The sequence below is a fragment of the Bifidobacterium apis genome (assembly GCF_036986835.1).
GTDB lineage: Bacteria > Actinomycetota > Actinomycetes > Actinomycetales > Bifidobacteriaceae > Bombiscardovia > Bombiscardovia apis_A.
Window position 1 is genome coordinate 178,985 of record NZ_BTXD01000002.1, and the last position, 26,543, is coordinate 205,527.

The 26,543-nt window shown below is 58.5% G+C and carries 17 protein-coding genes; 2 read left to right on the forward strand and 15 right to left on the reverse strand.

Annotated elements, in window-relative coordinates:
* Position 1: 1 nt before the first annotated feature.
* The 14 genes from AACP62_RS04675 to AACP62_RS04740 form a co-directional block, all read right to left on the reverse strand.
* Positions 2-3,298: a glycoside hydrolase family 2 TIM barrel-domain containing protein gene (locus AACP62_RS04675; protein WP_425332907.1), complete on the reverse strand. Its 3,297-nt coding sequence runs from the start codon at positions 3,296-3,298 to the stop codon at positions 2-4.
* 55 nt (positions 3,299-3,353) lie between these two features.
* Positions 3,354-4,430 (reverse strand): LacI family DNA-binding transcriptional regulator, encoded by a 1,077-nt coding sequence (locus tag AACP62_RS04680; protein WP_339347293.1) that lies wholly within the window; start codon positions 4,428-4,430, stop codon positions 3,354-3,356.
* A gap of 305 nt (positions 4,431-4,735) precedes the next feature.
* The gene (locus AACP62_RS04685) at positions 4,736-6,028 is read right to left on the reverse strand and encodes a glycoside hydrolase 5 family protein (protein WP_339346729.1); all 1,293 of its coding nucleotides are present in this window, start codon (positions 6,026-6,028) and stop codon (positions 4,736-4,738) included.
* Positions 6,029-6,035: 7 nt separating this feature from the next.
* Positions 6,036-6,875, reverse strand: coding sequence for a carbohydrate ABC transporter permease (locus AACP62_RS04690; RefSeq protein ID WP_339346730.1), 840 nt, complete (start codon positions 6,873-6,875; stop codon positions 6,036-6,038).
* The gene (locus tag AACP62_RS04695) at positions 6,872-7,843 is read right to left on the reverse strand and encodes a carbohydrate ABC transporter permease (RefSeq protein ID WP_339346731.1); all 972 of its coding nucleotides are present in this window, start codon (positions 7,841-7,843) and stop codon (positions 6,872-6,874) included. The genes AACP62_RS04690 and AACP62_RS04695 overlap by 4 nt, the downstream gene beginning before the upstream one ends.
* A 2-nt stretch (positions 7,844-7,845) precedes the next feature.
* Positions 7,846-9,147 (reverse strand): ABC transporter substrate-binding protein, encoded by a 1,302-nt coding sequence (locus AACP62_RS04700; protein ID WP_339346733.1) that lies wholly within the window; start codon positions 9,145-9,147, stop codon positions 7,846-7,848.
* Between the two features lie 101 nt (positions 9,148-9,248).
* On the reverse strand, positions 9,249-12,398 hold the full coding sequence (locus AACP62_RS04705; protein ID WP_339346735.1) for an alpha-mannosidase: 3,150 nt from the start codon (positions 12,396-12,398) through the stop codon (positions 9,249-9,251).
* Between the two features lie 444 nt (positions 12,399-12,842).
* On the reverse strand, positions 12,843-13,820 hold the full coding sequence (locus AACP62_RS04710) for an EndoS/ChiA family endoglycosidase (protein WP_339346736.1): 978 nt from the start codon (positions 13,818-13,820) through the stop codon (positions 12,843-12,845).
* An 89-nt stretch (positions 13,821-13,909) separates the two neighbouring features.
* Positions 13,910-14,713, reverse strand: a complete 804-nt coding sequence (locus AACP62_RS04715) for a carbohydrate ABC transporter permease (protein WP_339346738.1) — start codon at positions 14,711-14,713, stop codon at positions 13,910-13,912.
* 46 nt (positions 14,714-14,759) lie between these two features.
* Complete coding sequence (locus AACP62_RS04720; RefSeq protein ID WP_198176650.1) at positions 14,760-15,650, reverse strand: carbohydrate ABC transporter permease; 891 nt, start codon at positions 15,648-15,650, stop codon at positions 14,760-14,762.
* Between the two features lie 44 nt (positions 15,651-15,694).
* Complete coding sequence (locus tag AACP62_RS04725; protein ID WP_339346740.1) at positions 15,695-17,053, reverse strand: extracellular solute-binding protein; 1,359 nt, start codon at positions 17,051-17,053, stop codon at positions 15,695-15,697.
* Positions 17,046-17,972 carry an EndoS/ChiA family endoglycosidase gene (locus tag AACP62_RS04730; RefSeq protein ID WP_339346742.1) on the reverse strand — a complete coding sequence of 309 codons (927 nt, stop codon included), beginning with the start codon at positions 17,970-17,972 and terminating at the stop codon, positions 17,046-17,048. Before AACP62_RS04730 ends, AACP62_RS04725 begins: the two co-directional genes overlap by 8 nt.
* A gap of 334 nt (positions 17,973-18,306) precedes the next feature.
* On the reverse strand, positions 18,307-19,650 hold the full coding sequence (gene xylA / locus AACP62_RS04735; protein WP_045935202.1) for a xylose isomerase: 1,344 nt from the start codon (positions 19,648-19,650) through the stop codon (positions 18,307-18,309).
* Positions 19,651-20,107: 457 nt separating this feature from the next.
* Positions 20,108-22,108, reverse strand: a complete 2,001-nt coding sequence (locus tag AACP62_RS04740; protein WP_339346743.1) for a family 20 glycosylhydrolase — start codon at positions 22,106-22,108, stop codon at positions 20,108-20,110.
* Positions 22,109-22,532: 424 nt separating this feature from the next.
* On the opposite strand from AACP62_RS04740, the gene AACP62_RS04745 reads away from it, so the two are divergent.
* Together AACP62_RS04745 and AACP62_RS04750 are read left to right on the forward strand one after the other, a co-directional pair.
* Positions 22,533-23,810 carry an ROK family transcriptional regulator gene (locus tag AACP62_RS04745; protein ID WP_339346744.1) on the forward strand — a complete coding sequence of 426 codons (1,278 nt, stop codon included), beginning with the start codon at positions 22,533-22,535 and terminating at the stop codon, positions 23,808-23,810.
* The gene (locus AACP62_RS04750; RefSeq protein ID WP_045935199.1) at positions 23,800-24,699 is read left to right on the forward strand and encodes a carbohydrate kinase family protein; all 900 of its coding nucleotides are present in this window, start codon (positions 23,800-23,802) and stop codon (positions 24,697-24,699) included. Before AACP62_RS04745 ends, AACP62_RS04750 begins: the two co-directional genes overlap by 11 nt.
* Before the next feature lie 84 nt (positions 24,700-24,783).
* Here the strand turns inward: AACP62_RS04750 and AACP62_RS04755 are convergent, their stop codons facing one another.
* Positions 24,784-26,259 (reverse strand): DASS family sodium-coupled anion symporter, encoded by a 1,476-nt coding sequence (locus AACP62_RS04755; protein ID WP_339346745.1) that lies wholly within the window; start codon positions 26,257-26,259, stop codon positions 24,784-24,786.
* Positions 26,260-26,543: the final 284 nt, after the last annotated feature.

Here is a 26,543-nt window from a genome sequence, read left to right on the forward strand (position 1 = left end):
GTCACTTGGACCGCACCCGCAGATGCAGTCCGAAGACCAGATCGGTTTCATCCAGGCGATAGGCGGGATCCAGCTCAGGTCCGCAGCTGTTGGAGCCTATGCCGCTTGTGGCATAGTCCAGGCAGAGCACAGTTGAGCCGCACTCCTCCAGCTCGTGGTCGTGCCCCTTGACGGTCAGCTCCTCCTGCGTATAGGGGGAACAGTTGAAGCTGATGGGCCCATCCCCGGCCGCCTGCAGCAGGGAGCGGTCATCCTCCACCATGACGTAGTCGCAACCATAGTGGGAGCCGTTCTCCTGAGGACGCAGGTAGTGCTCGACCATGCCTGACGCAGTGTCATGGAAAACGCCATAGTGGCTGGCATGATGCATGTCCCGGTAGCTCTCGTAGGGCCCATATCCGCAGTAGGTGACCCGCTGCAGGCTCTGGGGCAGGAAGAGCCGTAGGCCGAACCTGGGCAGATAGGGAAACTCGGGATCCCGATGCAGCTCCATCTTCAGATCCAGCCCACCCTGGTCGCTCAGGGTCCAGGTGGCGAGAATGCTGCCCATGGGCTGAATGAAAGGTGCCACCAGGGACAGTTCAGTCTTGATGACGGTCAATCCTTTGTCCTGATTGGTCTCCAGCTGGCAGGATAGGGCCCTGGTACTAGCCCGGTCGTATTCGGCCTTGCGCCATTCCTGCTTGATGGTGGCATCGTTGTCGGTGGGCGCCCGCCAGAGGTTGACCTCCATAGGGGCGGTCAGTAGGGAACGGTTGTCGATGCTCATGGAGTCGACCATGCCGGTACGGCGGTTGAAGACATAGCGCCAGTCAGCCCCCTCCACATCGAAGCGAGCATCGGTCTGCCTGACCACCGGCCGGTGGGCGCCCCGGGCTCCGCTGCCAGGATCGGCACCGATGACCCTGGCCACCCCATTGGGACGCTCAGACATTCCCATGTCCGCAGCTTCAAGCTGATCGAAGCCCAGTGGATACCCTTGCGGAAGCACCGGATCGACCTTGGCCAGGGCGTACTCCACCAGCAGGGTCAGACGGCCCTTCTCAGGGGGATCCATAGACGGCAGACCCACGGTGCCTTCAGCGTGGGGGGCGATGTGCAGGCCGGTCCCCCGATCAAGCTCTGGCGTCCCGGAGGCAACCGGCTCCCCATCACACAGGAGGGTCCACTTCAGGCTCAGGTATTCGTCCAGGAAGGTGAAGTCCAGATAGTTGTGCAGGGTGAGCAGACGGGTCTGGGGATCGTAGCCGACCAGACGTGCCGGGCGGAAGACGTTCTTGAACTCCCTGAGGCCGGTGTGGGGCCGCCGGTCCGGGTAGACCAGGCCGTCCATGCAGAAGTTGGCATCGTTGGGGTACTCGCCGTGGTCGCCACCGTAGGCATAGATCCGACGGCCCTTGGAGTCCCTGCCCTGGTCGATGGCATGGTCGGCCCATTCCCAGATGCAGCCGCCCAGAAGCCCTGGATAGGCCTGAATGACTCGGAAGTAGTCCTCCAAATCCCCGGGGCCCAGTCCCATGGCGTGACAGTATTCACAGAGGAAGTATGGCCGACGGCCCCCGTCTCCGTCATCCCCGTGGCTGCTGATGCCGTGAGGACCCTCCGGCGTGAAGTAATCCTCGATTTGCTTGATGCTGGGATACATCCTCGAGGTGATGTCCAGATTGCTATAGTCCAGATCCTCCCGGGGCGAGCCGTGGATGGCCGACTCGTAGTGGGTCAGACGGGAGGGGTCCCGGGACTTGGTCCAGGCCAGAGCAGCCTCAATGCCGCAGCCGTAGCCGCTTTCGTTGCCCATGGACCATATCAGAATCGAAGGATGGTTCTTGTCCCGCTCCACGCTGCGCTGGACACGGTCGACGATGGCCTTGGTGAAGCGCGGCTCGTCGGCGATGCGACCATTCCAGTAATCGGGCTCCTTCCACTCAGGACCATGGTAGAGGGCCTCGATGCCATGGGTTTCCAGGTCGGCCTCGGCGACCAGATAGAAGCCCAGCTGGTCGTAGAGGGCGTAATACTGGGGGCTGTTGGGGTAATGGGAGGTGCGGATGGCGTTGACGTTGTGTTCTTTCATCAGGGTCAGGTCGCGCATGATCTGCTTCTGATCGATGGCGAAGCCGGTGCGCGGATCCCCGTCATGGCGGTTGACCCCATGGATCTTGATGGGGCTACCGTTGACCTTGACCACCTGACCGTCCACGCTGATGGTGCGCAGGCCGATGTACTCGGTGATGACCTCATCCGAATCGCCGGCAGCAGATGCGCTGGCTCTGGTCGACAGCGTTAGTCGGTAGAGTTGGGGGTCCTCGGCATTCCAGAGGCGAGGGTGGCCGACTTCCAGGACAAATTGCGCAGGCCCCCTGCAACCTGTCAGCTCGGCCCGAGCCACCACCACCCCATCGGGATCGGTCAGCAGGGCCTGGACATCAAGAGCGGCATCGTCATGGTCCGATACGCCGGTCGGATCCAAGTCCAGGGTCACCTTGGCATGACTCATGTCCTCGTCCAGGTCGGTATGGACGAACCAGTCGCGCAGACGTGCCTTGGGCCGACGCAGGATGTAGACATCGCGGAAGATGCCGCTCATGCGGAACTTGTCCTGGTCCTCCAGATAGCTGCCATCGCACCACTTGAGCACCAGAACGGCCAGCTGGTTGCGACCCGGACGCAGGTGGTCGGTCACATCGAACTCGCTGGTGGCGTGGGAGACCTGGCTGTAGCCGATCAGATTACCGTTGACCCAGAGGTAGAAGCAGGAGTCCACACCCTCGAAATTGAGCAGGGCACGAGGCGCTGAGGGTTCAGGCTCGTAGTCGAAGGCGCGCAGGTAGATGCCGCAGGGATTGTCGGCCGGCACCCTGGGCGGATCGAAGGGGAAGGGATAACGCACGTTGGTGTACTGGGGATTGTCATAGCCCTGGGTCTGCCAGACGCCCGGCACATGGATGGGCTGGTACACCCCTCGACCCGCATCCCTGGAAGGGCTGTAGTCGGCTTCGAAGAAGACCGGATCCTCGGCCTCGGTGGCGGACTGGACCTCGGCGTCCAGCTGGTCGATGCTGGCGTAATAGCGAAAATCCCAGTCCCCATCCAGGTCCAGGTACCGGTCGGAGCGCCTGCGCAGGTCGCCACGCGTGTCCATGGGGGCGCCGGCCGGCACGAAGTAGGCACGGTTGGGCTCGGTCCCCACATGCAGCGTGGCCGGATCCTCGTAATAACGTGGTATGAACATGACGACTCCATCCTCTTCGGTGGCCTTGGCAGCAGACGTTTCACAGGTATGACTGTTTACGCTCACATGCGACCATGATACCGGTTACATAGCACACCATTCCCGGCAGTTGTCACGGGTTTCATCGAACAGGACGCGCCGTGCTCTCGCGGATGACCAGCTTGGGGGTCAGGATGCGGCGGTTGCCCCCCACCTGCTCCCCCCGGAAGATCTTCAGAAGCAGGTTGGCCACCTTGGTGCCGTAGAGCCCGGCATCACGATGGACCGACGTGATGGAGGGATAGGTGCTCTGGCAGATGAAGCTGTCCTCGAAACTGACCATGGCCGGCAGACTCATATAAACCGAGTCAGTGGCCGCAATAACATTATCAGATCCTGGCACAGTTGCGGATGCCATCCTGTGTTCCAGCATTACGCGCAGACTGGCCGCCGCCATGATCTCGTTCTCATAGATAAAAGCCGTATACGGATTCTTCCCCGATGACAGACGAAGAGTAAGGGCGGCGGCCTTATCAGGCGTGAAATCCGTGAACTCCACCTTCGGTTCCCCGAGGTTCTTCCGACGGACGAATTCCCGGAATGAAGAGACACGAGCGCGGCTATAGTCGAGGTTCGCGTCCCCCGACAAGTAGGCGATCCGGACATGTCCACGCGAACTCAGATGGTCCATGATCGTCGTCATAGTTCGGGAATCGTCGATGGACAACGAGGGCAGGTAGTTGTCCGAGTCGGGCCCCCCGGCCAACACAGCGGGCAGGCCCAGATTATGCAGGAGCCGGGGCCTGGGATCATCGGAGAGAAGGTCCACCAGTACCACCCCATCGACCCGCTTGCGTCTGGCCCAGTCCCTGTAGGTGTCCAGCTCCTCATCCAGGGTGACGCAGGGGCGGAAGAGCAGGCCGTAGCCCGACCGGCTCAGGGAGGCATGTATGCCGGCCATGAAATGCAGCATGAAGCCTTCGGTCTGGAAGGCATCCATGGAACGGGCTGGGGCAAAGCCCACTGTCATGGTCCTGGAACTGCCCAGAGCCTGGGCGGCATATGCTGGTTTCCAACCCATTCTGGCAGCTGCTTCGCGAACCCTGCGCTTGGTCCGGTCGGAGACCCCGGGCTTGTCATTGATGGCGAAGGAGACAGCGGTCTGGGATATCCCCAGTTCGTTGGCTATGTCCTTGAGGCTGACCCTGGCATCATCCATCTCCCTGTGAACGGACGAGCCCGTTCTGGCTTCTGTTTCTCCGCCATCAGACTCGCCGCCCATGCGCCACCTCATATCAACCATCCTCGTCGACACCCGTGATCCGGCTCGGCCGACTCAGCAAGCCAGACTGCCTGCCACACGCCTGAGGCGCACACGAATATCGGCCTTTAACCCTAACTTAGACCCTCATCCGCACAAAACCGTGGCCCACAACCTCGTCTGAGGCCGAAGAGCTTGTTATCGCTCACATTCCAGCCTCAGACGAGAGCAGGAGCCGAATCGGGAAGCCGGGTATGCCGCGGTCAGGACTTTTTCCGCAGGAGGGAGGGGTCGGATACGGCGCTATAGGTGCTTCCGCCAACAGATTTGACGGCGATGCACTCACTGATGCCCCTGTCCTGCAGCCAGCTCCTATCCGCCGCATGCAGGGAGGTGACCAGGGCCGGCCTTGAACCTTGACGGCTGAGTTCCATCCACTTGTTGAAGATGGACCCGCCGGGCGCACAGGCAGATCTGAGCAAGGGATCATCGTTCTCGTCCACATCCACGACCAAAGCCGTGGACCTGGGCCGAGAATCCTCCTTGCCGGAGTAGTCCTTCACCGCCTGGGCGAAGGCCTGGCCTATGGGCTTGAGGTGCTTCTCTTGATCGAACAGACCCAGCTGATGCTCAAAGGGAGGAAAATCACCGAACCGCTGGTCGACGTCATGCGAGCACCACCAGGTGATGCCGAACATGTCGCCGCAGTCGAGAGCATGCTCCACTGAAGACCTGCAAAAGTCAGCGGTCTGCTCTGCGCCCATTACATTGAGCGGTGCACCGATCTCCTGCACCCAAACCTGCCGATGGGGCTGATCGGCAAAAGCCTTTGAAAGCTCCACCAAGTACTCGGCGTGACGCGTGCTCTCCTCGGCCAAGGGACCGCACTCCTGCGCGGCGCCGTTGAAAACCCAGGAATGAATGCAGGTCATATCTCCGATGTTGGACGCATATCGCGGAAGAAAGGCGTGGCCATCCTGATACCAGGTCGCGTCGTTTTCGGAATGCAGAAGCACGCGGCCTTCCTGGGACGCCCTCTCCTTCAACGGGTTCAACAGCTGCAGCAGCCAGCCTTCAGCCTCCTTGGAGGTGGAGGGCATCCGGCGCGGATGGACACGGTCGGTAAACTGGTTGCACTCGTTTCCGATGGTCAGACCGCGGAAATGCGGCAGGTCCGCCAGGGCCTCATAGACCGCAGCGACCAACCGGGCCTGCGCCTGGACTGCGTCCGGATCCGTGAACATATTGGTTTCATGCCATGAGACCAGCCAGGAGGGCACGAAGTCAAAACTGGACATGTGCCCTTGGATGACATCCGAATAGACATCCAGTCCTCGCTCATCCGCCAAGGCGGCCATATGCCTCAGGTCGTCCAGGCCGGCATCGTTGATCCAGGTCCTGTTGGGCTGGAGAATCGTCCACAGCGGGAAGATGCGGATATGGTCCAGCCCAATGGACGCAATGTCGTCGAGGTCTTCGGCGACGGCATCCCAATCCGGATGCAGCCAGAAATAAAACCAGTTGTGGGAGGGGGTGTAATTGACTCCAAATTTCATGATGACGCTATTCCTTGATGCCACCCTGTTCCAGACCACGGAAGAAGTAGCGTTGGAAGCAGGCGAAGAAGACCAGAATCGGTATCAGGGAGACCAACGCCCCCGCTGCTATCAATCTGGGATCCGAAACGAACATGCCCTTGAGTCGGTTCATGCCCAGTGTGAGCGTGTAGTTGGACTCGTCGGAAATGACAATCAGAGGCCAGAGGAAATCATTCCAGGCGCCCACGAATGCGAAGATGCCGACGACGGTCATGGTGCCTTTGACCTGGGGCACGCATATCCGGTAGAACCGCTGCCAAAGATTGGCTCCGTCCACCTCGGCCGCCTCCTCCAGCTCGTCCGGGATGCCCTTGAAGGCATTGGTCATGAGCAGAATATTGACGGCGCCCACCATGCCTGGCAGGGCGACAGCCAACAGGGTGTTCTGCAGGCCGACGCTTCTGACGATCAGGAACTGGGAGATGACCACACCCTCGACGGGGATGACCATGGTGCCCATGAAAATAGTGAAGAGCATGTTGCGCCCGCGCCACTTGAGCCGGCCCAGCGCGTATCCGGCCATGGTCGAGAAGATGACGTTGCCACCGATGGAAAGAATGGCGACGATCACCGTGTTCAGCATGTACCGGAAGACCGGAACCTGCCTGAAGACGGATATGTAATTGTTCCAGGTGGGCGTCTTCGGGATGATATAGGGCGGAACCGCATAGACATTGTCGCCCTTGCCCTTGAAGGAGAGCGAGAGCTCCCAGACGAAGGGCCCCACCAGCAGGATGAAGACCAGTATGAGCACAAGGTACTGAATGACCTTGCCAACAGTGACTTTGGAGTGACCGGTTTTCATGAGTCCTCCCCCCGCTTCTGGATAATCTGCTGCAGAATCAGCATGGCTCCGACAACAACCAGAACAATCAGTGACAAAGCGCTGGCATAGCCCGTTCTGGCCTGGATGCCCGTGCCCTCCTTCTGGATGAGCATGGACATGGTGATGTCCTCGCCGCCGGGACCAGCCGTGCCGTTGGTGAGTACGTAGATTTCGTTGAATACGCGGAAGGCCGCGATGGTGGACAGCATCATGATCAGCACGATGGTGGATCTCACTCCTGGAATGGTGACATACAGGAATTGCCTTACCGATCCTGCCCCATCCAGCGAGGCGGCCTCATAGAGGGAGACGTCGATGTTGGCCAGGGCGGTCAGGTAGATGACCATGTAGTATCCCAGGCCCAGCCAGATGGTGACGAACATGGATGTGAACAGTATCAGCCAGCGATCGCTGAGGAATGGAATCGGACTGTGGATGATGTGCAGGGACTCCAGAACCGAATTGACCAGCCCCTTGGGATCCAGCAGGTTGGTCCAGATCATTCCCACCACCACGGCCGACATGACCACAGGAGTGTAGAAGGAGGTCCTGAAGAACCCCATGATCCTGGAGTTCCCCTTTACCAGATTGGCCAGTATCAGGGGAAGGATGACCATAAAGGGGACCACGCAGACCACGTAGAGGGTGGAGTTGAGCAACGCGGTCCAGAAATAGTCGTCATGCACGATCTTTACGAAGTTCTCGATGCCCACGAACTTGCCCGGCCGCAGCAGCGTGGAATCAGTAAAGGCCAGCCGACAGGTATTCAGCGCAGCTACGATGACGAAGATGAAAACGATGGCAAAGGCCGGGAAGACAAAGAGGTAGGGGGCCAGGGCCGTGGTCCAGTGGGTCCCCTTGCCGCCTTGGACCCCGGCCTGGGACCCACCGTGCCGGCCGAGGGCAGAAGCCTTCGGCCGGATGTCGGAAGAGTCGGTGCGGCTCATAGTTACTGCAGCTTCTCGTCGGCGTACTTGACGGCCTTGTCCAAGGACTCCTTGGCGGTCTGCTTGCCCTGCAGGGCCAGAGCAGCCTGCTGCTGCAGGTAGTCATGGCCGTTGGCATCGGTGAACTCGGCAGGACGGCTTGAGTATCCATTCTTGACGGAGTTCAGAGTGATCTTCAGGGCCTTGCCCTGGACATCACTGGTGTCGATGTTGGCGTAGTAGGGATCGTCAAGACCTCCCTTGCTGGAGGGGAAGGTGTTGGACTTCTTGGCGAATGCCAGCTGGTTCTTGGCATTGGTCACATACTGGACGAAGTCCAGGGCGAGCGTCTTGTTCTTGGTCTGGGCATTGACGGCCAGCATCTCATAGGCCAGGCTGGCGGACTTGCCCTGATCGCTGATCTTGGTGCCCACAGCCAGATGCTTGTACAGGTCAGGAGAGTTCTGCTTGAAGTCCGCCGCCGAGTAGGCGCTGCCACCCATAGCCACGATGGAGCCCTTCTGGAAGAACTCGCCCTGTTGAGACCACTGTGCGCTCAGGGCCTCCGGCGGGATTCCCTTCTTGTTGTAGAGGTCGACGAAGCGCTGCAGGTGCTTGACGGCCTTGGGGGAATTGAAGATGTACTTGGTGTGGTCCTTGTTCATGATTGGGATGCCGGCCGATGCATAGTCATCGACGGAACCGCCCAGCATGGTGGACATATAGGCCCCACAACCGCTATTGACCATGGTGTCCGCCTGGGAGAAGTAGTCGTCCCAGGTCACAGGCAACTTGTTGGGATCCAGCCCGCACTTCTGCATGAGCTCAGTGTTGTAATAGGTCGGTCCATCGTTGACGTACCAGGGGAAGCCGTAGGCGCCCTCCTCGATGTCCTTGCCCCTGAAGGTCACTGCATCCCAGGCATTCTTGTAATAGTTGTTTTGGGCCTTGGGAGCTTCCTTGCTGATGTTCATCAGGGCCCCGGCCTTGGCCAGGCCATACATCAGGGAGGGGCCGGCATCGATGATGTCGGGCAGGGAGTTGGCTGCTGCGTCGGCGGACAGCTTCTGTTCATAGTTGTCCGAGGGCTGATCGATCCACTTGATGGTGGTGCCGGGATGCGACTTCTCATAGGCCGAAATCAGGTTTTTGAAATACGGAGTGTACTTGTCGTTCTTCAGGTTCCAGGTCTGGAAGGAGATCTCGCCTGACGGCTTGCCGTCCTTCGACCCGCCTGAACTGCTGTTGCTTCCTCCGCACGCCGCCAACGAACCCGCCATGGCAGTCGCGCAGATCAATACTGCTAACTTCTTCAGTGCTCTCATCGGAGCTTCCTTTCTTTTTTACTACTCACTTCTTTGTGGAGCTTCCGGCCGGTCCAAAACGACGAGCGAACCGGCCGGACAGACACCCTTGGTCAGGCGATTCAGCGCCTGGAGAGTCTCAATGTGGTGAACTGGAAGGGAACAAGATCCAGCAAGGCCCCATCAGCTTGTGCACCCTGTTCGGAGCACAGGCCTGGCCGCACACCCTCGGGCACAGGTCCGTCCTCCAAGGAATTGGTCTCTTTCACAGTCGCATCCTGCAGAACGGATCCTGTGCGCAATCTGGCTTTGGATGGCGAAGAATCCGGGTTGTAGACCCTGACGATCACATCGCCGCTGTCGTCATCAGCCGTCTTGATCCAGTCGATGACGGTGGTACCCTGAATATCCTCGACACCAGCCAGGGGCTCAACGGCAGGCAGTCCATGATGGAAGACCGGCGCGTTGAGGGCATAGGCTGCTTGCAGAATGTCAGCCTGGGTGTCCCCAGGGACGATGGACCAGGCAAAGCTGTGCTTGCCCCTATCGGTATGCGGATCGGGAAAGACCGGAGCGGACAGGAGGGTCAGCCTGACCAAGGTGCCTGCCTCTTTGCCAGCCTTCTCGTCGTAGTGAATCGGTGTGGTGTCGCCGCCGTATGTCGAAGCGTTGACCACGCCAACAGCAAGGTCGTCGTCGCTGATCCTGACGAATCGGTGCGTGCAGCTCTCGAACTGAGCCTCTTCAGCGGCGTTGTTCTTCTGAATGGGCCTATCGATGAAGCCGTACTGGCACTCGAATTGCGCGTACCTGGCCTGAACGGCGACGGGAATGTCCACCTTGAGCAGCTGCTCATCCTGGTGCCAATCCACGTCAGCAGTGAAGTCCAACTGCCTGCTGCCCGGGGTCAGCCCGATTGTGGTCACGATGGTGGTCTCCCCATGCCGACGCGATACCCGAACACCGGATTCCAAGGCCTCCATGGTGACTGGGTCATCGACCGGAGCAGCGGTCAGCAGGGCATCACGTTCCAGATCCCAGGCATCCCACATGTAGGGCTCATCCTTGAAGAGCTCGTATCCGCCCACCGAGGAGCCCTGTGGGACCAGGTCCCTGCCAGAGGTCCTGTCAAGAATGGAATGGACTTCACCATCTGAAGCGACGACGGCACGGATAAGACCATTGTCCAGGATGAATCCGTCGCCCTCTTTACTGACCTGGACAGGCAGGATGCCCTCAGGCCCCTCCTGGGCATGGACTGGTCCGCCGGCCCTCCAAGCCTTTTGACCCTTGCCGTCCATGGGCACCAGCCTGGCATCGGACACCATGGGAGCCTGTGGCTGGGCGGAAGCTATGACGTGTGCAGCATCATCGCCGATCTGCTCCAGACGGGCGATGTCCCTGCGGTAGTCTTCCCTGGCCAGCCTATGCACCCAGGAGATGGCGGAACCTGGAAGAATGTCGTGGAACTGGTTGAGCAGAAGCGTGCGCCAGATTTCGTCCAGCTCCTGACGGGGGTAGGTGTAGGAGTCATCGACCAAGCCGGCGTAGGCGCACAGGTATTCGACCGTGCGCAGCATGGCCTCCTCCTGCCGGCAGCCCCGCTTCATATCCTGCTGGGAGGTCAGGGTCTTACGGTGCAGCTCCAGATAGAGCTCGCCCTTCCAGACGGGCATTTCGGAACCGGCCTCCGCGCGGATCTCTTTCTCAGACTGGCGGAAGAAGTCTGCAGGAGCCTGATACCGCACCTTGGCCGATCCCTCCACGTCATGCAGGCGCTCATAGCGTCCCAGCATTTCCCTGGTGGTGCCGCCGCCACCATCGCCATAACCGAACAGAACCAAGGCCCTGGTCGAGATGTCCTTGTCTTGATAGTTTTCTTGGGAGTGGTTGAGCTCGCGGGCCGTCATGCTGGAGGCATAGGTATCCATGGGAGGAAAATGCGTGAAGATGGCCGTTCCGTCGATGCCCTGCCAATCAAAGGTATGATGCGGGAATTTGGTTGTATCATTCCAGGAGATCTTCTGCGAAAGGAAGGATGTCATGCCTGCACGGCGGGCAATCTGCGGGAACTGACCAGTATAGCCGAAGCTGTCCGGCTCCCAGACCACGGTTGTATCCACCCCCAGATGCTCCCGATAGTACCGCTTGCCATAGGTGAACTGCCGGGTCAGCGACTCCCCTGAGGGCAGCATGCCGTCAGACTCCACCCACATCCCTCCGACGGGGATGAACCTGCCTTCTTGGATGCGTTGCTTGACACGGGCGAAAAGATCAGGATGGTCCTCCTCCAGCCATGCATACTGCTGGGGCGAGCTCATGGCATAGATGAATTGAGGGTCGCGCTCCATCAGCGCAAGCATGTTCGATACAGTCCGCGCCACCTTGCGCCTGGTTTCCCGCTTGGGCCAGAGCCAGGCGGAGTCAATATGGGAATGCCCCACTGCGGCATGATCCAGTGCGCTGGGAGTCGCAGGCACTGCAAGTACACCGGCCAGGGCCTGTCGAGCCGGCACGAGTGTGGCCAGGTCACGTTCATCGTAGATATTCAGCGAGCGCTGCAGGGCCTTGCCCAGACGCCAGTACCGAGGCTGGCTCGTGTTGCCTTCGCGGATCAGCTGGGCCGTGACCTCAAGATCCATGTAGTAGTTCCATGCCTCATGGTCAAAATGGCAGACATCCATCTGCTTGAGGACATTGGGCTCATCGGCACGACCTGTGGTTCCCTCACCCAGCTGCGTCTCCACGAATGCGGGGGTGCCAAGCAGGAGCGGATTGCAGGCCGCTTCCAGATAGATGGTAAAGGTTCCGTCAGCGTCGATGACCGAAGCCTCGTCATGTGTCGGATTCCCATCCAGGTCAGTGCCGTCAAGCGGAATCCAGCGGTTGCGGGGATTGACGGCCTTGATGATCGAACCATCACTCCTATATGCCTGGGCCTCAAAGTGACCGCCCGGCGCATCCGGATGCCAGCCCAGGTCGACCACCAGCTCGATAGGAGCCCTGGTCGCCCAGTCGGCATCGACGCGACCGGTCACCTCCATCCAGGTGGTCCCCCAGGTCGTGCCCCAGGTATCCCCCAAGGAGAGAGGCCGGAAGTCCACACTCTTGCTCTGTACTTTCTTGAAGAACTCCGATGATGGTATCGGTTCCCCGGAAATGACGAAAGAGCGGACTTGGACCTTGCCCATGGGCCGCTCAATCTTCGGTAGCACGCGTTGACGCATGACACGATCGCACTTGTCAAGCACGCGTTCTATCTTCAGCTGCATCCTCACAACCTCCTCGTAGGTCCGCTTTGCATCTCTACTAAAGCGGTTTAGTTCAATTGTACCCTATCCAATATCCAAAGATATGGCCCCCAACAAAATAGCGCGTTTCTATTCACAAGTTCGAAAAGTCAGCATAAGCCCAGATTCCACCAGGATGGATACCTGACGAAGGGCGGTATCACGACATTTTGGGACCTGCAACTGCTTTGAGAAAACCCATTGACCTATCAAGACTTGCAGCCTCCGAGCACACCTCAGCCTTATGTTGTAGCTCCCGGAAATGGCTCTTGTTCACTGTTCGCGAATTGGCAACTCTCAAGGGTATATATCCGAGATCGTTTCCCCCAATATGTTGAATCGGCACTAGCAATCGGGAAAGCCCTCAACAATAAAAGAGGGTCCAGGTGCCGGAAGGCAGAAGGACCCTCAATTTTCAGATGGTCATCACTTCTTGTTCATGGCTGCCGAAAGGGCCTTGGTCCATTCGAAGGTCGTAGGTTGAAGCTTGTCGTCGCCACGACGCACTCCATCCCTATCGACGGCATACTCAAAAATGCCGCCTTTTTGTGCGCCATCGGCCCCGCCGTCAGGCTCCCAAAGAGCGTACTGCATGGCCCTGCTGGTTGACATCGGCTCTTCGGTGTCATACCACCATCCGCCACGCTCTTCATAGAACGAGAAACCCGGAATGTACTGCCTGCTCTTGATTGTACCCTTGTAGGTCTCCCAGTCCCGCTGGAGGGCTCCGACCGAACGCCCATAAGCGTCGGCGAATACGTAAGAGACCACGTCGGACACTCCCCTATAGAGGCTGTTGGTCCCAGGTTTGTTGGTGTTATAAGCAAAGATGGAACTCGGCTCAGGTGACTTGGGCCCGTAATAGCTCGACATAGCCCTGAGAACCCCCGTGGCTCGTTGAACGTCAGTGGAGGTCATGCTCGCCTCGGCATTGACAACAAAGCCGTCCAGTCCAGGGAAGTAAAGATAGGACTTCTTGAGCTCGCTGGCGCGTTTGGCGTACCCCTCTGCGTTGCTCTCCATGGGCGAAAGAGACTGATGATCATGAGGGTCGTTGAAATCATCCTTATAGAAGAGGCTGATATCCAGACTCCTGATCACTTTTGTACCCTGCTTGTGCAGGGACTCAATCTGCCCAGGAAGAGTGTCCCAGAAGGCCTGAGTGGTCTCCGGGTTGGGGAAGGCGATGGCTATGTCCACCTGCTTGGGCAGATCCGACATCGAGTTGAAATTGACAGTCGGATCCGAATGCGTATCCCTCCAGGCCCTGAAATAGGCGACGGTCATCTCGTGGGTCTTCCCCTGAACAGCAGGCTCGGCCCAGGCAGTAGCCGTACCTATCGCGGACGTTCCGGCTAAGGCCAATATGGCCATTGATGCCGTTAACAATCTCCGGATTTTCATGGTTGATCTCTTTTCAAACTTGCCTTTGCTTTAACCGAAGCTGGTAAAATGTCGATTCCCCTCCTCTCCGTAGCATCGACGCTTCGTCTCTACTCCTTGACTGCACCGGCAAGCAGGGTTTGGTTGCCAATGTATCTATTCGTAACTTCATAAATAATCAGAATAGGTATTGAATACAGTAGGGAGAACGCTGCAAGCTGGCCGTAGGCAACCGTGCCATGCTGCCCGAAGAAGGTGTATATGCTGACGGCTGCCGGCTCCTTATCCGGAGACATCAGAAGCATGAAGGGAACGAAGAAGTTCCCCCAGTTCCCGGCGAATTCCGAAATAAAGATGACCAGAAGCGATGGAACCATCAGGGGCACGACCACATGGAACAGGGCCTGCATCCTCGTGGCTCCATCCACCCAAGCGGCTTCCTCCAAAGTAACCGGTACTGAATCCATGAAATTCTTCATCATGAAGATGCCCTGCGGCAATCCGCAGGCAGTCATGAACAGAACGGTTCCGGTCAGTGAATCAATCAGATGAAGCTGGACGAATATCCCGTAAACAGGGACCATCATGGCTGTAATCGGCAGACAGCTGGCGAAGAGGATGGCGTTAACGGTCCGGTTGGTGGTCTTGGAACGGAATCTGGAGAGAGGATAGGCTGCCAGGACCGAGAAAGTCACCACCAGGACCGATGTGCCAATACTGATGATCAGCGAGTTGACGATAGGCAACCCGAAGGTCTGCATGTTGAATACCTTGACGAAGTTCTGGAAGGAAAAACCCAAGTTGAACGAAGACAGGGTCGCATGCGCGTTGAAGGAGGCCACCAGCAGCCAGAGCATGGGCGCAGCGAAAAGAAACCCTATCAGGGCTGTCAGTACCGCAGCGGCCAGTTTCATCCAGTCATACCTGTGTGGTGCGTTCATCCTTGGATCAAGAGTGGCTTCAGTCTTCATCATTCGTCCTTAGCAGCTTGATATAGAGCACCGAGAAGAGGGCACCCACGACGACCAATATCACCGAAATGGCGGTTCCATATCCCAACTTCGAGAAGTTGAAAGCCTCCAAGTAGGCGAGAACGGGAAGGGTGCTCGAATTCGTGCCAGGCCCCCCGCCAGTCAGCACAATGATGATGCTGAAGACAGAGAGTGTCTGCAGGGTGATCAACATCAGATTGGTAAGAATCGAGTGCCGCATGATAGGCAGCTTGATTCTGAAGAAAGACTGCCAGGCGTTCGCGCCGTCTATCTCAGCAGCTTCGATAACATCCTTGGAGATGTCGTTCAAAGCAGCTTGATAGATGAGCATTGAAAAGGCGGTGCCGCGCCAGACATTCACAATGATGACGATGGTCATTGGATGGTAGTAGAGAAGAGCCGACCAATCGGCTCCCAACACCTTGCCCAAAGCGTCAAGAGTGCCTCCGCCAGCAAAGAGCGCGTAGGCGCAGTAGCACCCGACGATATCCGGAATGACCCAAGCCAGAACAACTATTGAGTCAACGACCTTCGTCAGTCTTCTGGGCGCTTTTTGACTGAGTAGAGCCAATACCATGCCCAATATGTTCTGCCCAATTAGTGCCGAGGCCAGAATCAGAAGAATGGTCAGCCAGAGGGACTTGGGGAAAACAGGATCCGTAAAGAGCGCCACATAGTTCTTCAGACCAACAAAGTGTGGGTTGACAGCCGTTGAACCAACCATTGAATAGTCGGTCAGCGAGGCATACAGGGACCATATGATTGGGCCAAGCAGGAAAATCAACATCATCGCCGCTGCTGGCAGAATCGGGGTGTAGTGCTCAGCGTTTATCAATTTCTTTCTTGTACTGCTATTCATTTTCTTCTCTCAGTCACGAAAGAAAACCTGCGAATGGAATTCGTTTACTTCGCGGCTTCTGTATGATCGGCACCTACGGTTTTGGCTATCGCAGAATCGTATTCAGCCGCTGCATCCTTGACTGACTTCTGGCCGGTCAATACACTTTCCGTGGCTATGGCGACCTGGTCGGAAACCTCTTTGTACTGGGAGTTCGCCGGCCTGTACTGACTGTACTTGGCCAAATCCGTGAAGAACTTGATAGTGGGATTGGATCCCAGGTACTTCTTGTCTTGCTCTACGTCCTTGCGCACCGCGATCGATCCGGAGATTGTGTCGTACGCGGCAGCATGCTTCTCATTTTGGAAAACTTTGAGTGCTTTGAAAGCAAGATCAGGATTCTGCGTATGGCTGGACAGCGCCAGGCCCCAACCGCCAGACATGGAAATCAGACCAGGCTTCTGACCGTTCTGAGTTGGGAATCCACACCAACCTATATGCTTCTGCCAGTCGGTCCATTCGCTGTCGCCGCCGGGCATCCACGATGAAGCCAGCCAGTTGCCCTCGATTGACATACCAAGTTTCGACTGAGGCATCCACTGTTGCCCGACCTTGTCACCAAGCTGAGGATCCAGAGCCTGCTGGGGCGTGGGTGCCAAACCCTTGCTGTAAATATCCTTGATGAACTGTAGGGAGTCTTTGAATTGCTTGGAACCAGTGACCCACTTCTGAGTCTTGGTGTTGTACAGTGTGCCACCCTTGGTGCCGTAAAGAAGCATATCGAAGCCCTGCATGACGGAGACCTCTCCCAGAGGACGGCCGGCATAGAGGTTCATCGGTATTACATCAGGCTGCGTTTTCTTGATCTTTGTCGCTGCATCAATCACCTCATCCCAGGATTTAGGCTGCCAGTCGTCACTCAGGCCGGCCTTCTTGAGAATGTCCTTGTTATACCAGATGCCCCTGGTGTCAGTGCCCAGAGGCACCGCATAGATTTTTCCATCATCGGCTTTGCCGGCGTTCTTGGAACTGTCAAAATACTGCGACCAGTCCTTCCACCCTTTCAGTTGGTCATCAATGGGCTTCAGGTAACCGGCTGCGACATAGGGACGGATCATTTCCGTGTCAAGGATCATGAGGTCCGGAGCGGTTTTTTCGGATTTGCTCATCAAGGCCAGCTTGCTGCCGTAGTCATCCCCGTTCGACTTGATGGGCTCCAGTTTCAAAGTAGCGCCTTTGTTCTCAGACTCAAACTGGGATTTGACGTCTTTCATCCACTTGCTTATGGCACTGGTGTCTCCGGTGGCCTGGTAGGCAAACTTGACTGTTTTCTTATCCGATTCGGAAGAGCCGCACGACGATAAAATCCCGACGCTGGTAGCTGCGGCCAGCAACATGACTGATATCTTTCCTAGTTTATTCATGAGAGACTCCTTTGTTCTCCAATTCTTCTTTCAAATAGTGCATGGTTTTAAAATCGGTTCGCCGCAACCGATCGTCACCTTGGGCAACCCCATCGCGATCTATTGCATAGGCGAACAGTCCCCCCGTGCGGTACGCATCAAACGGATGCCAGGATAGGAGATCTTTGACCCTGCTTCCTTCAATCGGATATGTGACATCACCCCATCGAGGGCCTCCTTCTTCATAGAATGAAAAACCAGTGACGAATTTCGAAGCAGGGACAAAGTCGCGAACCTGCTCGAAAAGTCCCTGAATACGACGAACATCCATGCCATAGGTGTCGGCAAAGTAATAGGAGCAATCCTGATAGACCTGAGCAATCAGACTGGTCTGAGGCAGAAGAATATCCTGATCGAAAATCATGAGGCGTGAGGACGCTGAACCCGGTCCCCACTTTCTCGCCAAAGCGTGAAACACCTCGGCGACGGCAGCCATTTGCTCGGACTCAGGTTCATGATCGACATCAATCACCAGGCCGTCGTAGTCAAAGGGCTCCAGGTAGTTGGCAATTATCTCGTCCGCACGGCGATCTGGTCCGCCGTTTTCTGCGCCAAGCCTGGCAAAAGTGTGGACTTTGCCGCAATCCTCGTAGGCATCCCGATAGAGGCAGTCCAAAAACAAGGTTCTGACCACCTTTGTGCCCTGCGCATGGAGTTTTTCAATGTAGGCCGGCAGAGCGACCCAGAAATCATCATCGACTTCTCCATTGGTAATGATTGACACAAGATCCAGGTCTGCAGGCACATCGCCAAGTGAAATCGAACCCCTTTTCGGCTTTCCGCAGTTATCGTGCCAGGCGCGGTAATAACCGGCCAAAATAGGTCCTGGTTCGTCACTTTCGCGATTACCGTCTGGCATGCCCTCTGCCTCATTCGACATCGACAACCTCCATGTTGTTCGCAGTAGTTCTTCGATGATCTACTAAAGCGATTTAGTTCCATTATAGCCCTTTACCACACAAGAGCCACAAAAATCCTCGGAAACACAGAAAAGTTGCTGAGAAGAACAGAAATGCAGTTCTCCAGAAATGGCCATTCCTCAAGCCTTAGGCATTACTCAGATCAGAAAATCCCCGCTTTGTTTTTCCGCAGACACTTCCGAGTGTCTCCTCACGATGACATACAGGAATCCCGGGTAGCCGAAAGCGCACGAGAAAACCCTGCCCGACGGGGCGAATTCCGTCGTACAGGGTTGAGCGATGCTTAGCTAAAGCTCAGGCCTGGGCCAGAGCCTCGACGATGTAGTTGTTGATGGTGGCCTTGACCACTTCAAGATGGTCGGACTTGTCGGCGGCGATCAGTTCTGCCTGCGGCTTGTCAAGGCTGTACTCCTCCAAGGAGGCCAGTGTGGCCGTGCCGTCCTCAACCGTGGCGCCGATGCCAGACTCGAAGGAGGAGTAGCGCTCCTGCTGCAGCTGCTCGATGTAGCCGTCCTCATGCATCTTGGCTGCGACCAGCAGACCGGCAGCATAGGTATCCATGCCCACGATGTGGGTCCTGAAGAGGTCCTCGGGCAGGAAGGAGGAACGGCGCGGCTTGGCGTCGAAGTTCAGGCCTCCGCGGGGCCCGATGCTCCCGTTGGCCAGCACCTCCCACATGACGGCGGTGGCATCGTAGAGGTCCGAGGGGAACTCGTCCATGTCCCAGCCGATCAGCTTGTCGCCCTGGTTGGCATCCAGGGATCCCAGGAATCCGGCCTCGCGGGCCACGCGGACCTCATGCTGATAGGTATGCATGGCCAGGTTGGCGTGGTTGCCCTCGATGTTGAGCTTGAAGTTGTCCTGCAGATCGTAGGTGCGCAGGAAGTTGATGGTGGTGGCCGCGTCGTAGTCATACTGGTGTAGCGTGGGCTCCTTGGGCTTGGGCTCGATCAGGAACTGCGCGTCGAAGCCGATCTCCTTGGCGTAGTCCACGCACATGTGGAAGAGGGCGGCCATGTGGTCCTGCTCCTCCTTCATGCGGGTGTTCCAGAGGGATTCGTAGCCCTCGCGGCCACCCCAGAAGACGTAGTTCTCGGCACCGAGCCGTTTGCCGATCTCCAGGCTGTGCTTGAGCTGTCCTGCCGAGTAGGCGTAGATGTCAGCGAAGGGCGAGGTGCCGGCGCCGGCCTCGAAGCGGGGGTTGGTGAAGAGCGACGAGGTGTTCCAGAGCAGCTTGACGCCCGTGTCCTTCATGGCGGCCTCGATGCGGTCGATCACCTTGTCGAGATTGGCGTCGGTCTCGCGCAGGGTGTCGCCCTCGGGAGCCAGATCGCGGTCGTGGAAGCAGAAGAACTCGACCCCCAGCTTGGTGAAGAGTTCAAAGGCGTAGTCCACCTTGGCCAGCGCCTGATCCATGGGATCGGTGTAGCGGTAGTAGGGCCTCTGCGCGGTGGGATCTCCGAAGGGATCCACCAGGCCCTGGTTGAAGGTGTGCCACCATGCCACAGCGAAGCGCAGCCAGTCCTTCATAGGCTTGCCGGCCACCACCTTGTTCTTGTCGTAATAACGGAAACCCAGACCTTCCTTCACGCCCTGGCGACCCACGTATTCGATCTTGTCGACGTCCCACAGACCCATCCGAAATGCTCCTTTGCTTAATTGCATCCGCCGTTACAGCGTTCACAGGGGAGGAAACCGGTTCCTGCCTCCTGAATATCAAGAGTAGAGGGATGAATCTATTTTGTCAATTCGTTGAATTATATAGATGTGGTATCGCTAACCCAGGTACCACTCAGTGGTTTTCAAGAAACTCCTTCGCCCTATAAGACCCCGCACTCAACTAGCACCCAACGACGAAAGCCGAACTCCTTTTGGTCCGATAATCTGTCCCGCCGGTTTCAAGCCTTGACATAAGAAACCAGCCAAGGCAATGACCGACGGGCAGATGCTTGAGCGATTTGTTCAACTCGACATCTATGCAAACCTAAGACACCATGCATGGAAAGCTCAAAATGCCGCAGAGCGACGCTCTACTCATTGATGGTCATCCTTGCGCTCTCCCGACCTTTCGACATGACCATCGCAACCGATCCGATCAGGAGTTCGTCCCTTTCCGAAGAATGTCGGCGAAGCCCCAAATCACGGAGGCGATCCGCCCCAACTCCGATTCGCGACTGACCTGACGCCAAACCGTGGCGTAGGACTCGAACCAGATCTCCAAGGCATCGGCCAGGCCCCGGTCGGCGCCGGCATCCGGAGCTCCAGGCAGAACGCCATGGCAAACGGCCAGACTACGACCCAATGCGTTAAAGAGGCGTTGGCCATGGACAGCCACCAACTGAGCCTGCAAAGTTCTGCGCGCATCAGCCTGGCTTTCGGCGGCCGCCCTGCCCATGCGTGCAGCCGCGTCGACCAGCAGAGCGTCACGCTGATCCACCTGCTCAAGGCGATTGCGCAAAGCCATAAGCAGGTTACGGCGAGCTTCGTCGACATCGGCAGACGGATCCGGTTCAGGCACGCCTGGCACTGTAGATGCCACATCCTGATTAAGACCGCCGTGGCGGTCGTCCAGCTCCCAGTAGCGCACCATATCGTCCCAGCCGAAGACCACACTGGAGCCTGCCTGAATCAGCGCCGGCAGATAGTCCCCCGTCGCATCCCCATAGACCAGCAGGCCCATATCCCTGTCCACCCGGTCCCGATCATCGTCATCGGGATTCCAGAAGCACTGGGCGGCGTAGGCCATGCCAGGCAAACTCATACGCGGATCGTTGATATGCCCGTAATCGCCCCAGTCCGTGACCATGGCCCCAACGGCACCGTATTGGATCCCGTATCGGCTCAGACGGCTGATGTTGTTCCATGCATTGTCGATTCCAGGCAGAAGATGATTCCAGTCGTGAACGGCCGAGCAGACTATCTGCCGGGCCCCTGTAGAGGCTACAAGAGCAACCTTGTCCGGCTCTACCTGCGGGTCATAGAGCCAGTTGAGCAGCGTGCAGTCCTTGGGCAACCTGTCCAGGACCTTGGGCATGGACACAGCGACATCACCCCAGAACATGGGATGACGGCCGTGTGCATGCAGGTGATCGCACAGGCTGATCAGATAGTCGGCATACATGTCAGCAGGATCCTTGCTGGAACCGTCCTGCCGCGAACGCCCCTTGCCCAGATCAAAGGTCTCGTCTCCGCCGATATTGAAGTTTCGCGTACGCATAAGCGGCGCATAGGCGTCAATCAGCCCTGTAGAGAATGCCAGAGCCTGTGGGTGGTTGACATTGATGGTGTGATGCTCCTGACGCTCTATGAAAGAGTATGGCCGGTCCGCCTGCTCGGGAAACTCGCCCAGATTCCTGAATCCGCGAGTGCGAAGGCTGGTGTAATGGTGGCCGAAGGTGGAAATCGAAGGCACCAACTCGATGCCCAGGCGGGCGCAATAGTCATCGAAGTCGGTGATCTGCCCGGGTTCCAGAGGGCTTGTACCCCTCCAGGCCTCGCTCATGCCCGGGAAAGCCATGGTGTGCTCGATGTAGAGCTGCAGCTGATTGAACTTATACAGGGCCAATATGTCCGCCCAGTGCCGCAGCCAGTCCATGGTGGGCACCCGACCGCGGGTCACATCCAGACTGTAGATGCGTGTTGGGTAGGCGGGGCGGTCCTGGATGTGCAGGGCGGGAAGTACAGGACCGCATTGCATGATGATCTGGCGAAGGGTCTGCACCCCCCATCGCAGTCCCTGACCGTCGCCGCTGCGGATATCCACGATCGGACGGCGCTCCCCCTGATCAGCGATGGACAGAAGATACTCTTGGGGGCCAAGTTTTTGGTCCAGATCCAGACTGATCGCGCCATTCCACGCCTGCCCTCGCGAATGATCCCAGACCATCCCCGTGGCCTGCTGAATGGTATCTGTCAACTGGCCACTCAGGACTGAACCCAGCTCCTGGTCAACCGCTGAACCGCAGACGATTCTGCCCGCCACCGGCAACAACAACCGGCCCCGATCCCTTTGCAAGTGGAGCGGCCGGGGAATCAGGGCCAATGGCCGCTCCCTAGGCGGAGCGGGGACGGCATCGATGCCATTGTCAAGACTCATACTCCATACCTTTCCCGCCACAGGCTGATGCCACTGACGACCGCGTCAGGGACATGCTCCAGCCATGGCCAACGATGGCCACCTCCTCAGCCTACCCGTACGCCGGAGACAAGAAGAGATTCCGGCATTCAGGCCGAGCGGACACCGGCAGAGTCGAATATCCTCTACACAAACAGCATTCGCACAAGACGGCAAGCCTGCAAGAACCTACGATTGGTCGCATTGGTCAAGAAGCAGAAACTGGCGAACTTTCTGGTCAACGATGACGCGTTCAACGATGGAATTGCCTCTATCGAGAAACCTTTAACAGGTTGAAACGAGTTGATACAGGTTGCGCAAGATTAATAAACGATGTTAATATATAAACGTTGTTTATAAAGTACACGAAAATGTAGTGACTGTACCACTCAAGGAGGAGGTTGACATGCGCGGCAGCCCATACGCCAGCACACCAAAGGCCCTCTCCGAGCTCAACCAGTCACGCATCGTCCAGTACCTGCACCAGCACGGCACCAGTTCCCGAGCCCAGATGGCCCGGGACATCAACCTGACGCCGGCGGCCGTGGGCAAGCTGGTGGCCCGCCTGATCGACCTGGGCCTGATCAGCGAGACCGGCAGCATGGACTCAGAGGGTGGCCGTCGATCCATCGGATTGGCACTGAACGCCGACCGCTACCAGGTCATCGGCGTCAAGTTCGCCCGCAGCCTGGTCAGCATCGGACTGTTCGACATCAGCGGCCGTCTGCTGGACTCGGAGGAGCTGCCCCCCGTCAACCCCGATGACATCCCCGGCGCCGTCGCCGAGGTCAGAACACGAGTGGAAGCGCGATTGGAGGCGCACCCCGCCATCGTGGCCGTGGGCATGGCCGTACCGGGCCCCTACCTGCGCGATACCGGCCGCATCGCCCTGGTCACCAGCATGCCCGGCTGGCGTGGGGTGGACTTTATCCACGAATTCGGCCGGGCCTTCCGCGTACCCACCTTCATCGAGCAGGATGCCCGAGCCGGTGCGCTGGCCCAGAGTCTGTTCGACCCAGGCGTGAGCGCATCCAGCATGGCCTACTTCCTGGTGGGCGAAGGCGTTGGACTGGGAGTCATCGACAGGGGCGCCCTGGTGGACGGCAGCCGGGGAGCGGCCACCGAAATCGGCCACGTCAGCATCGATCTGAACGGCCTGCCCTGCGAGTGCGGCAACCGCGGCTGCCTGGAATGCTACTGCTCGGCGGTAGCCATCCATCGCCGCATGCGCCAGCCGGATATGCGGGATCATTTCCCTGGAATCGAAGCCATGACCCATGCCAAGGCCTGCGCGGTCCTGTTCGACCAGGCCCGCTCAGGCCAGCAGACCGCCCAGACCCTGGTGGATCAGATAGCCGACTACGTGGGATATGGCTGCGTGACCATCGTCAACGCCTACAACCCCGCCCAGATCGTCATCGGAGACATGGTGGCCGCCGCCGGTACCCGCCTGCTTGAACGAGTTCGGGCCATAGTATCCCAACGTGCCCTGCCCGGCCTACGGGAGCACACGCAGATTCTGCTCTCCAACCTACCTGCCGATGCCACGCTGACCGGGGCCGCTGCGGTGGCTGCCAGCCAATTTTTGGAACATCCGGCCAGTATGGGCCGACCAGCTGTGAAGTCAACAAGCACAAGGCGGACGCATCGCCCGTCATCAGGAAAGGAACACCATGACCAGTAAACCCGTGGTCCTCAGCATCGGCGAGATCCTCTGGGACGTCCTGCCAACAGGCAAGCGGGCCGGTGGCGCGCCGGTCAACTTCAGCTATCATGCCGCGAAGAACGGGGCGGAAGGCTACGCCATCAGCGCCGTGGGACGCGACGACCTGGGCCGGGAGCTTGAGGAGGCGGTCCAGAAGGCCGGCGTCGATGCCGTCCTGCAGCACAACGACCACCCCACCAGCACCGTCGAGGTCCAGCTGACCGAGGGCATCCCCCAGTACGTCTTCAAGCCCGATGTGGCCTGGGATCATCTGGAATACACGGATGACCTGGCCGGGTTGGCCAGCAAGGCCGACGCCGTTTGCTATGGCACGCTGAGCATGCGCAGCAGCCAGTCACGCGAGACCTGCCTGCAGGTCCTGCGCCACACCAAAAGCCATGCCATGCGCTTCTTCGACATCAACCTGCGCGGCACCTTCTACAGCAAGGACCTGATCCAGGAGCTTCTGGACATGGCCACGGTCTTCAAGCTCAACGACGAGGAGCTGGTCACCCTGCGCGACATGTTCCGTGTGCCCGGAGCCACCGACGACGAACTCTGCCGCTGGTTCATGGACCAGTGGCACCTGGACACCATCGTGCTGACCGCCGGCAACGACTACAGCACAATCTATCTGGCGGACGGCCAGTCCTCCCACCTGCCCACGCCTGAAATCACTGTGGCCGACACTGTTGGTGCCGGCGATGCCTTCTCCGGCACCTTCGCCATCAACCGCCTGCTGGGGGCCTCCCTGACCCAGTCCCACCGGGCTGCCGTCAACACCGCTGCCTTCGTCTGCACCCAGCCGGGCGCCTGGCCCGAATATCCCGAGCATATCCCCGACTACCTGGGCCAGCAGGGTCAATGATCCCCGTCCTTTGAATATGATTTGGCCCCGCCAGGTCGAACTGTCGACAGGACGGGGCCAAACTTATATCTACGGTCTCGGAATTTACCAAATGCCGATGAGCCGCCACCAGCCCAGACCCACGGTCAGGAAGATAGCCACGGTCACCAGCCCGCAGATCAGGCCGATCCGCAGGAACTCGGAGGTCTTGACATATCCGGCACCGTAAATCAAGGCCGCCGGCCCGGAAGCGTAATGGGTCATGGCGCCGATCAGACCACTGGCGCATCCCAGCATCAGCGCCGCAGGCATGGCGGGGACACCGGCAGCCACGGCCACGCTGACGAAGAGCGTGTAGATGGCCGCCACCTGGGCCAGCTCGGAAGCGAACATGTAGTGGATGAAGAAGTAGAAGATCGTCAGAATGACCAGGACCAACACCCAGGGCATGCCCTTGACCAGTCCGGCGATGATCTCCCCCGCCCAAGTGGTGACGCCCAGGGTGTTCAGCGGTTCCGCCATGCCTACCAGAACACCAAAGAAGATCAGTGTGGACCAGGCCGACTTGTTGGCCACCATGTCCTGCCAGGTGATGATCTTGGTGCACAGCAGCACGGCCACACCCAGGAAGGCCACGGTGGTGGAATTGATATGAATCACCGAGCCGGTCGCCCAGAGGACCAGCATGACCAGGAAGGTCACGGCCATGATCCACTCGTGCATGCTCAGCGGGCCAAGTCCCTTGAGTTCATCCTTGGCATCCTCCTGAGCCTGGGGCACGTTCCGCAGGGTGGGCGGGAAGATGCGGTAGATCAGGGCGGGGATGAGGATCAGGCAGAGCAGGCCGGGCACGATGCCGGCCAGGGCCCAGGTGCCCCACCCGATGTCCACATGGAATTTCTGGGCCAGCTGCCCGACGACCGGGCCTGCCGCCATAGCCGTCAGGAACATGGCCGATGTAATGGCGTTGACGTTGTTGGCCGTAATCGCCAGGTAAGCGCCGATGCGTCGCCGGGACTCATCAGTGTCCGGCTTTGAATCCTGCACGTCGCTGATGGACGTGATGATCGGGAAAAGGATGCCGCCCAGACGAGCCGTGTTTGACGGGGTGGCCGGAGCCAGGACCAGGTCGGCGGCCGAGAGCCCGTATGCTATGCCCAGGCTGGACTTGCCCAGTTTGGACAGAAAGACCAAGGCGATCCTGCGGCCCAGTCCAGTGGAGACAAATCCCTGAGCGATGAAGAAGGCCGCCACGATCAGCCAGATGGAGGCACTGCCCAGTCCGTTGAAAGCCGCCTTCTTGGGGTCCAATGCCCCGGTCAGCATCCCCACGGTCATGCCGATGATAGCCACCGCTGATGTGGGCAGGGGCTGCAAAATCAGCCCTAGGATGGTGCCCACGAAGACTCCCAGCATGTGCATGCCCTGGGGAGTCAACCCCTTGGGAGGCGGTATGAGGAAGATGACCAGCCCTACCGCCACACAGATCAGAGCCTTGACCAGTTGGCCCGTATTGAAAGGCTGTTTGGCCTCTGTCTGGGGGTCTCCCTCGCCCCCGCCTGTTCGTACTGTTTCACCCATCTTTGCTCCTTCGCTCATGGTCCGGCGTATGACCGCCTGAAAACCGCCGACCTCCTCGTCGGCTTGCTCGTGTGGACTTATGCTATGCGGCAGGCGGCAGGGACGACAAATAAGCGCTGCCTATATGAAGGACGCCGCATCCGGCAGCCGCTGAAGGCCTTAAAGACCCGTCAAAGATTGGAATGATCCCCTTGGCGGCATATAGACAATGCTTATTTGCCGGGCTGCCAAGGGCTTTTCTAGGCTGATTGCAGAGGTCCGGCAACGCGGCCGGCCCCAATCGT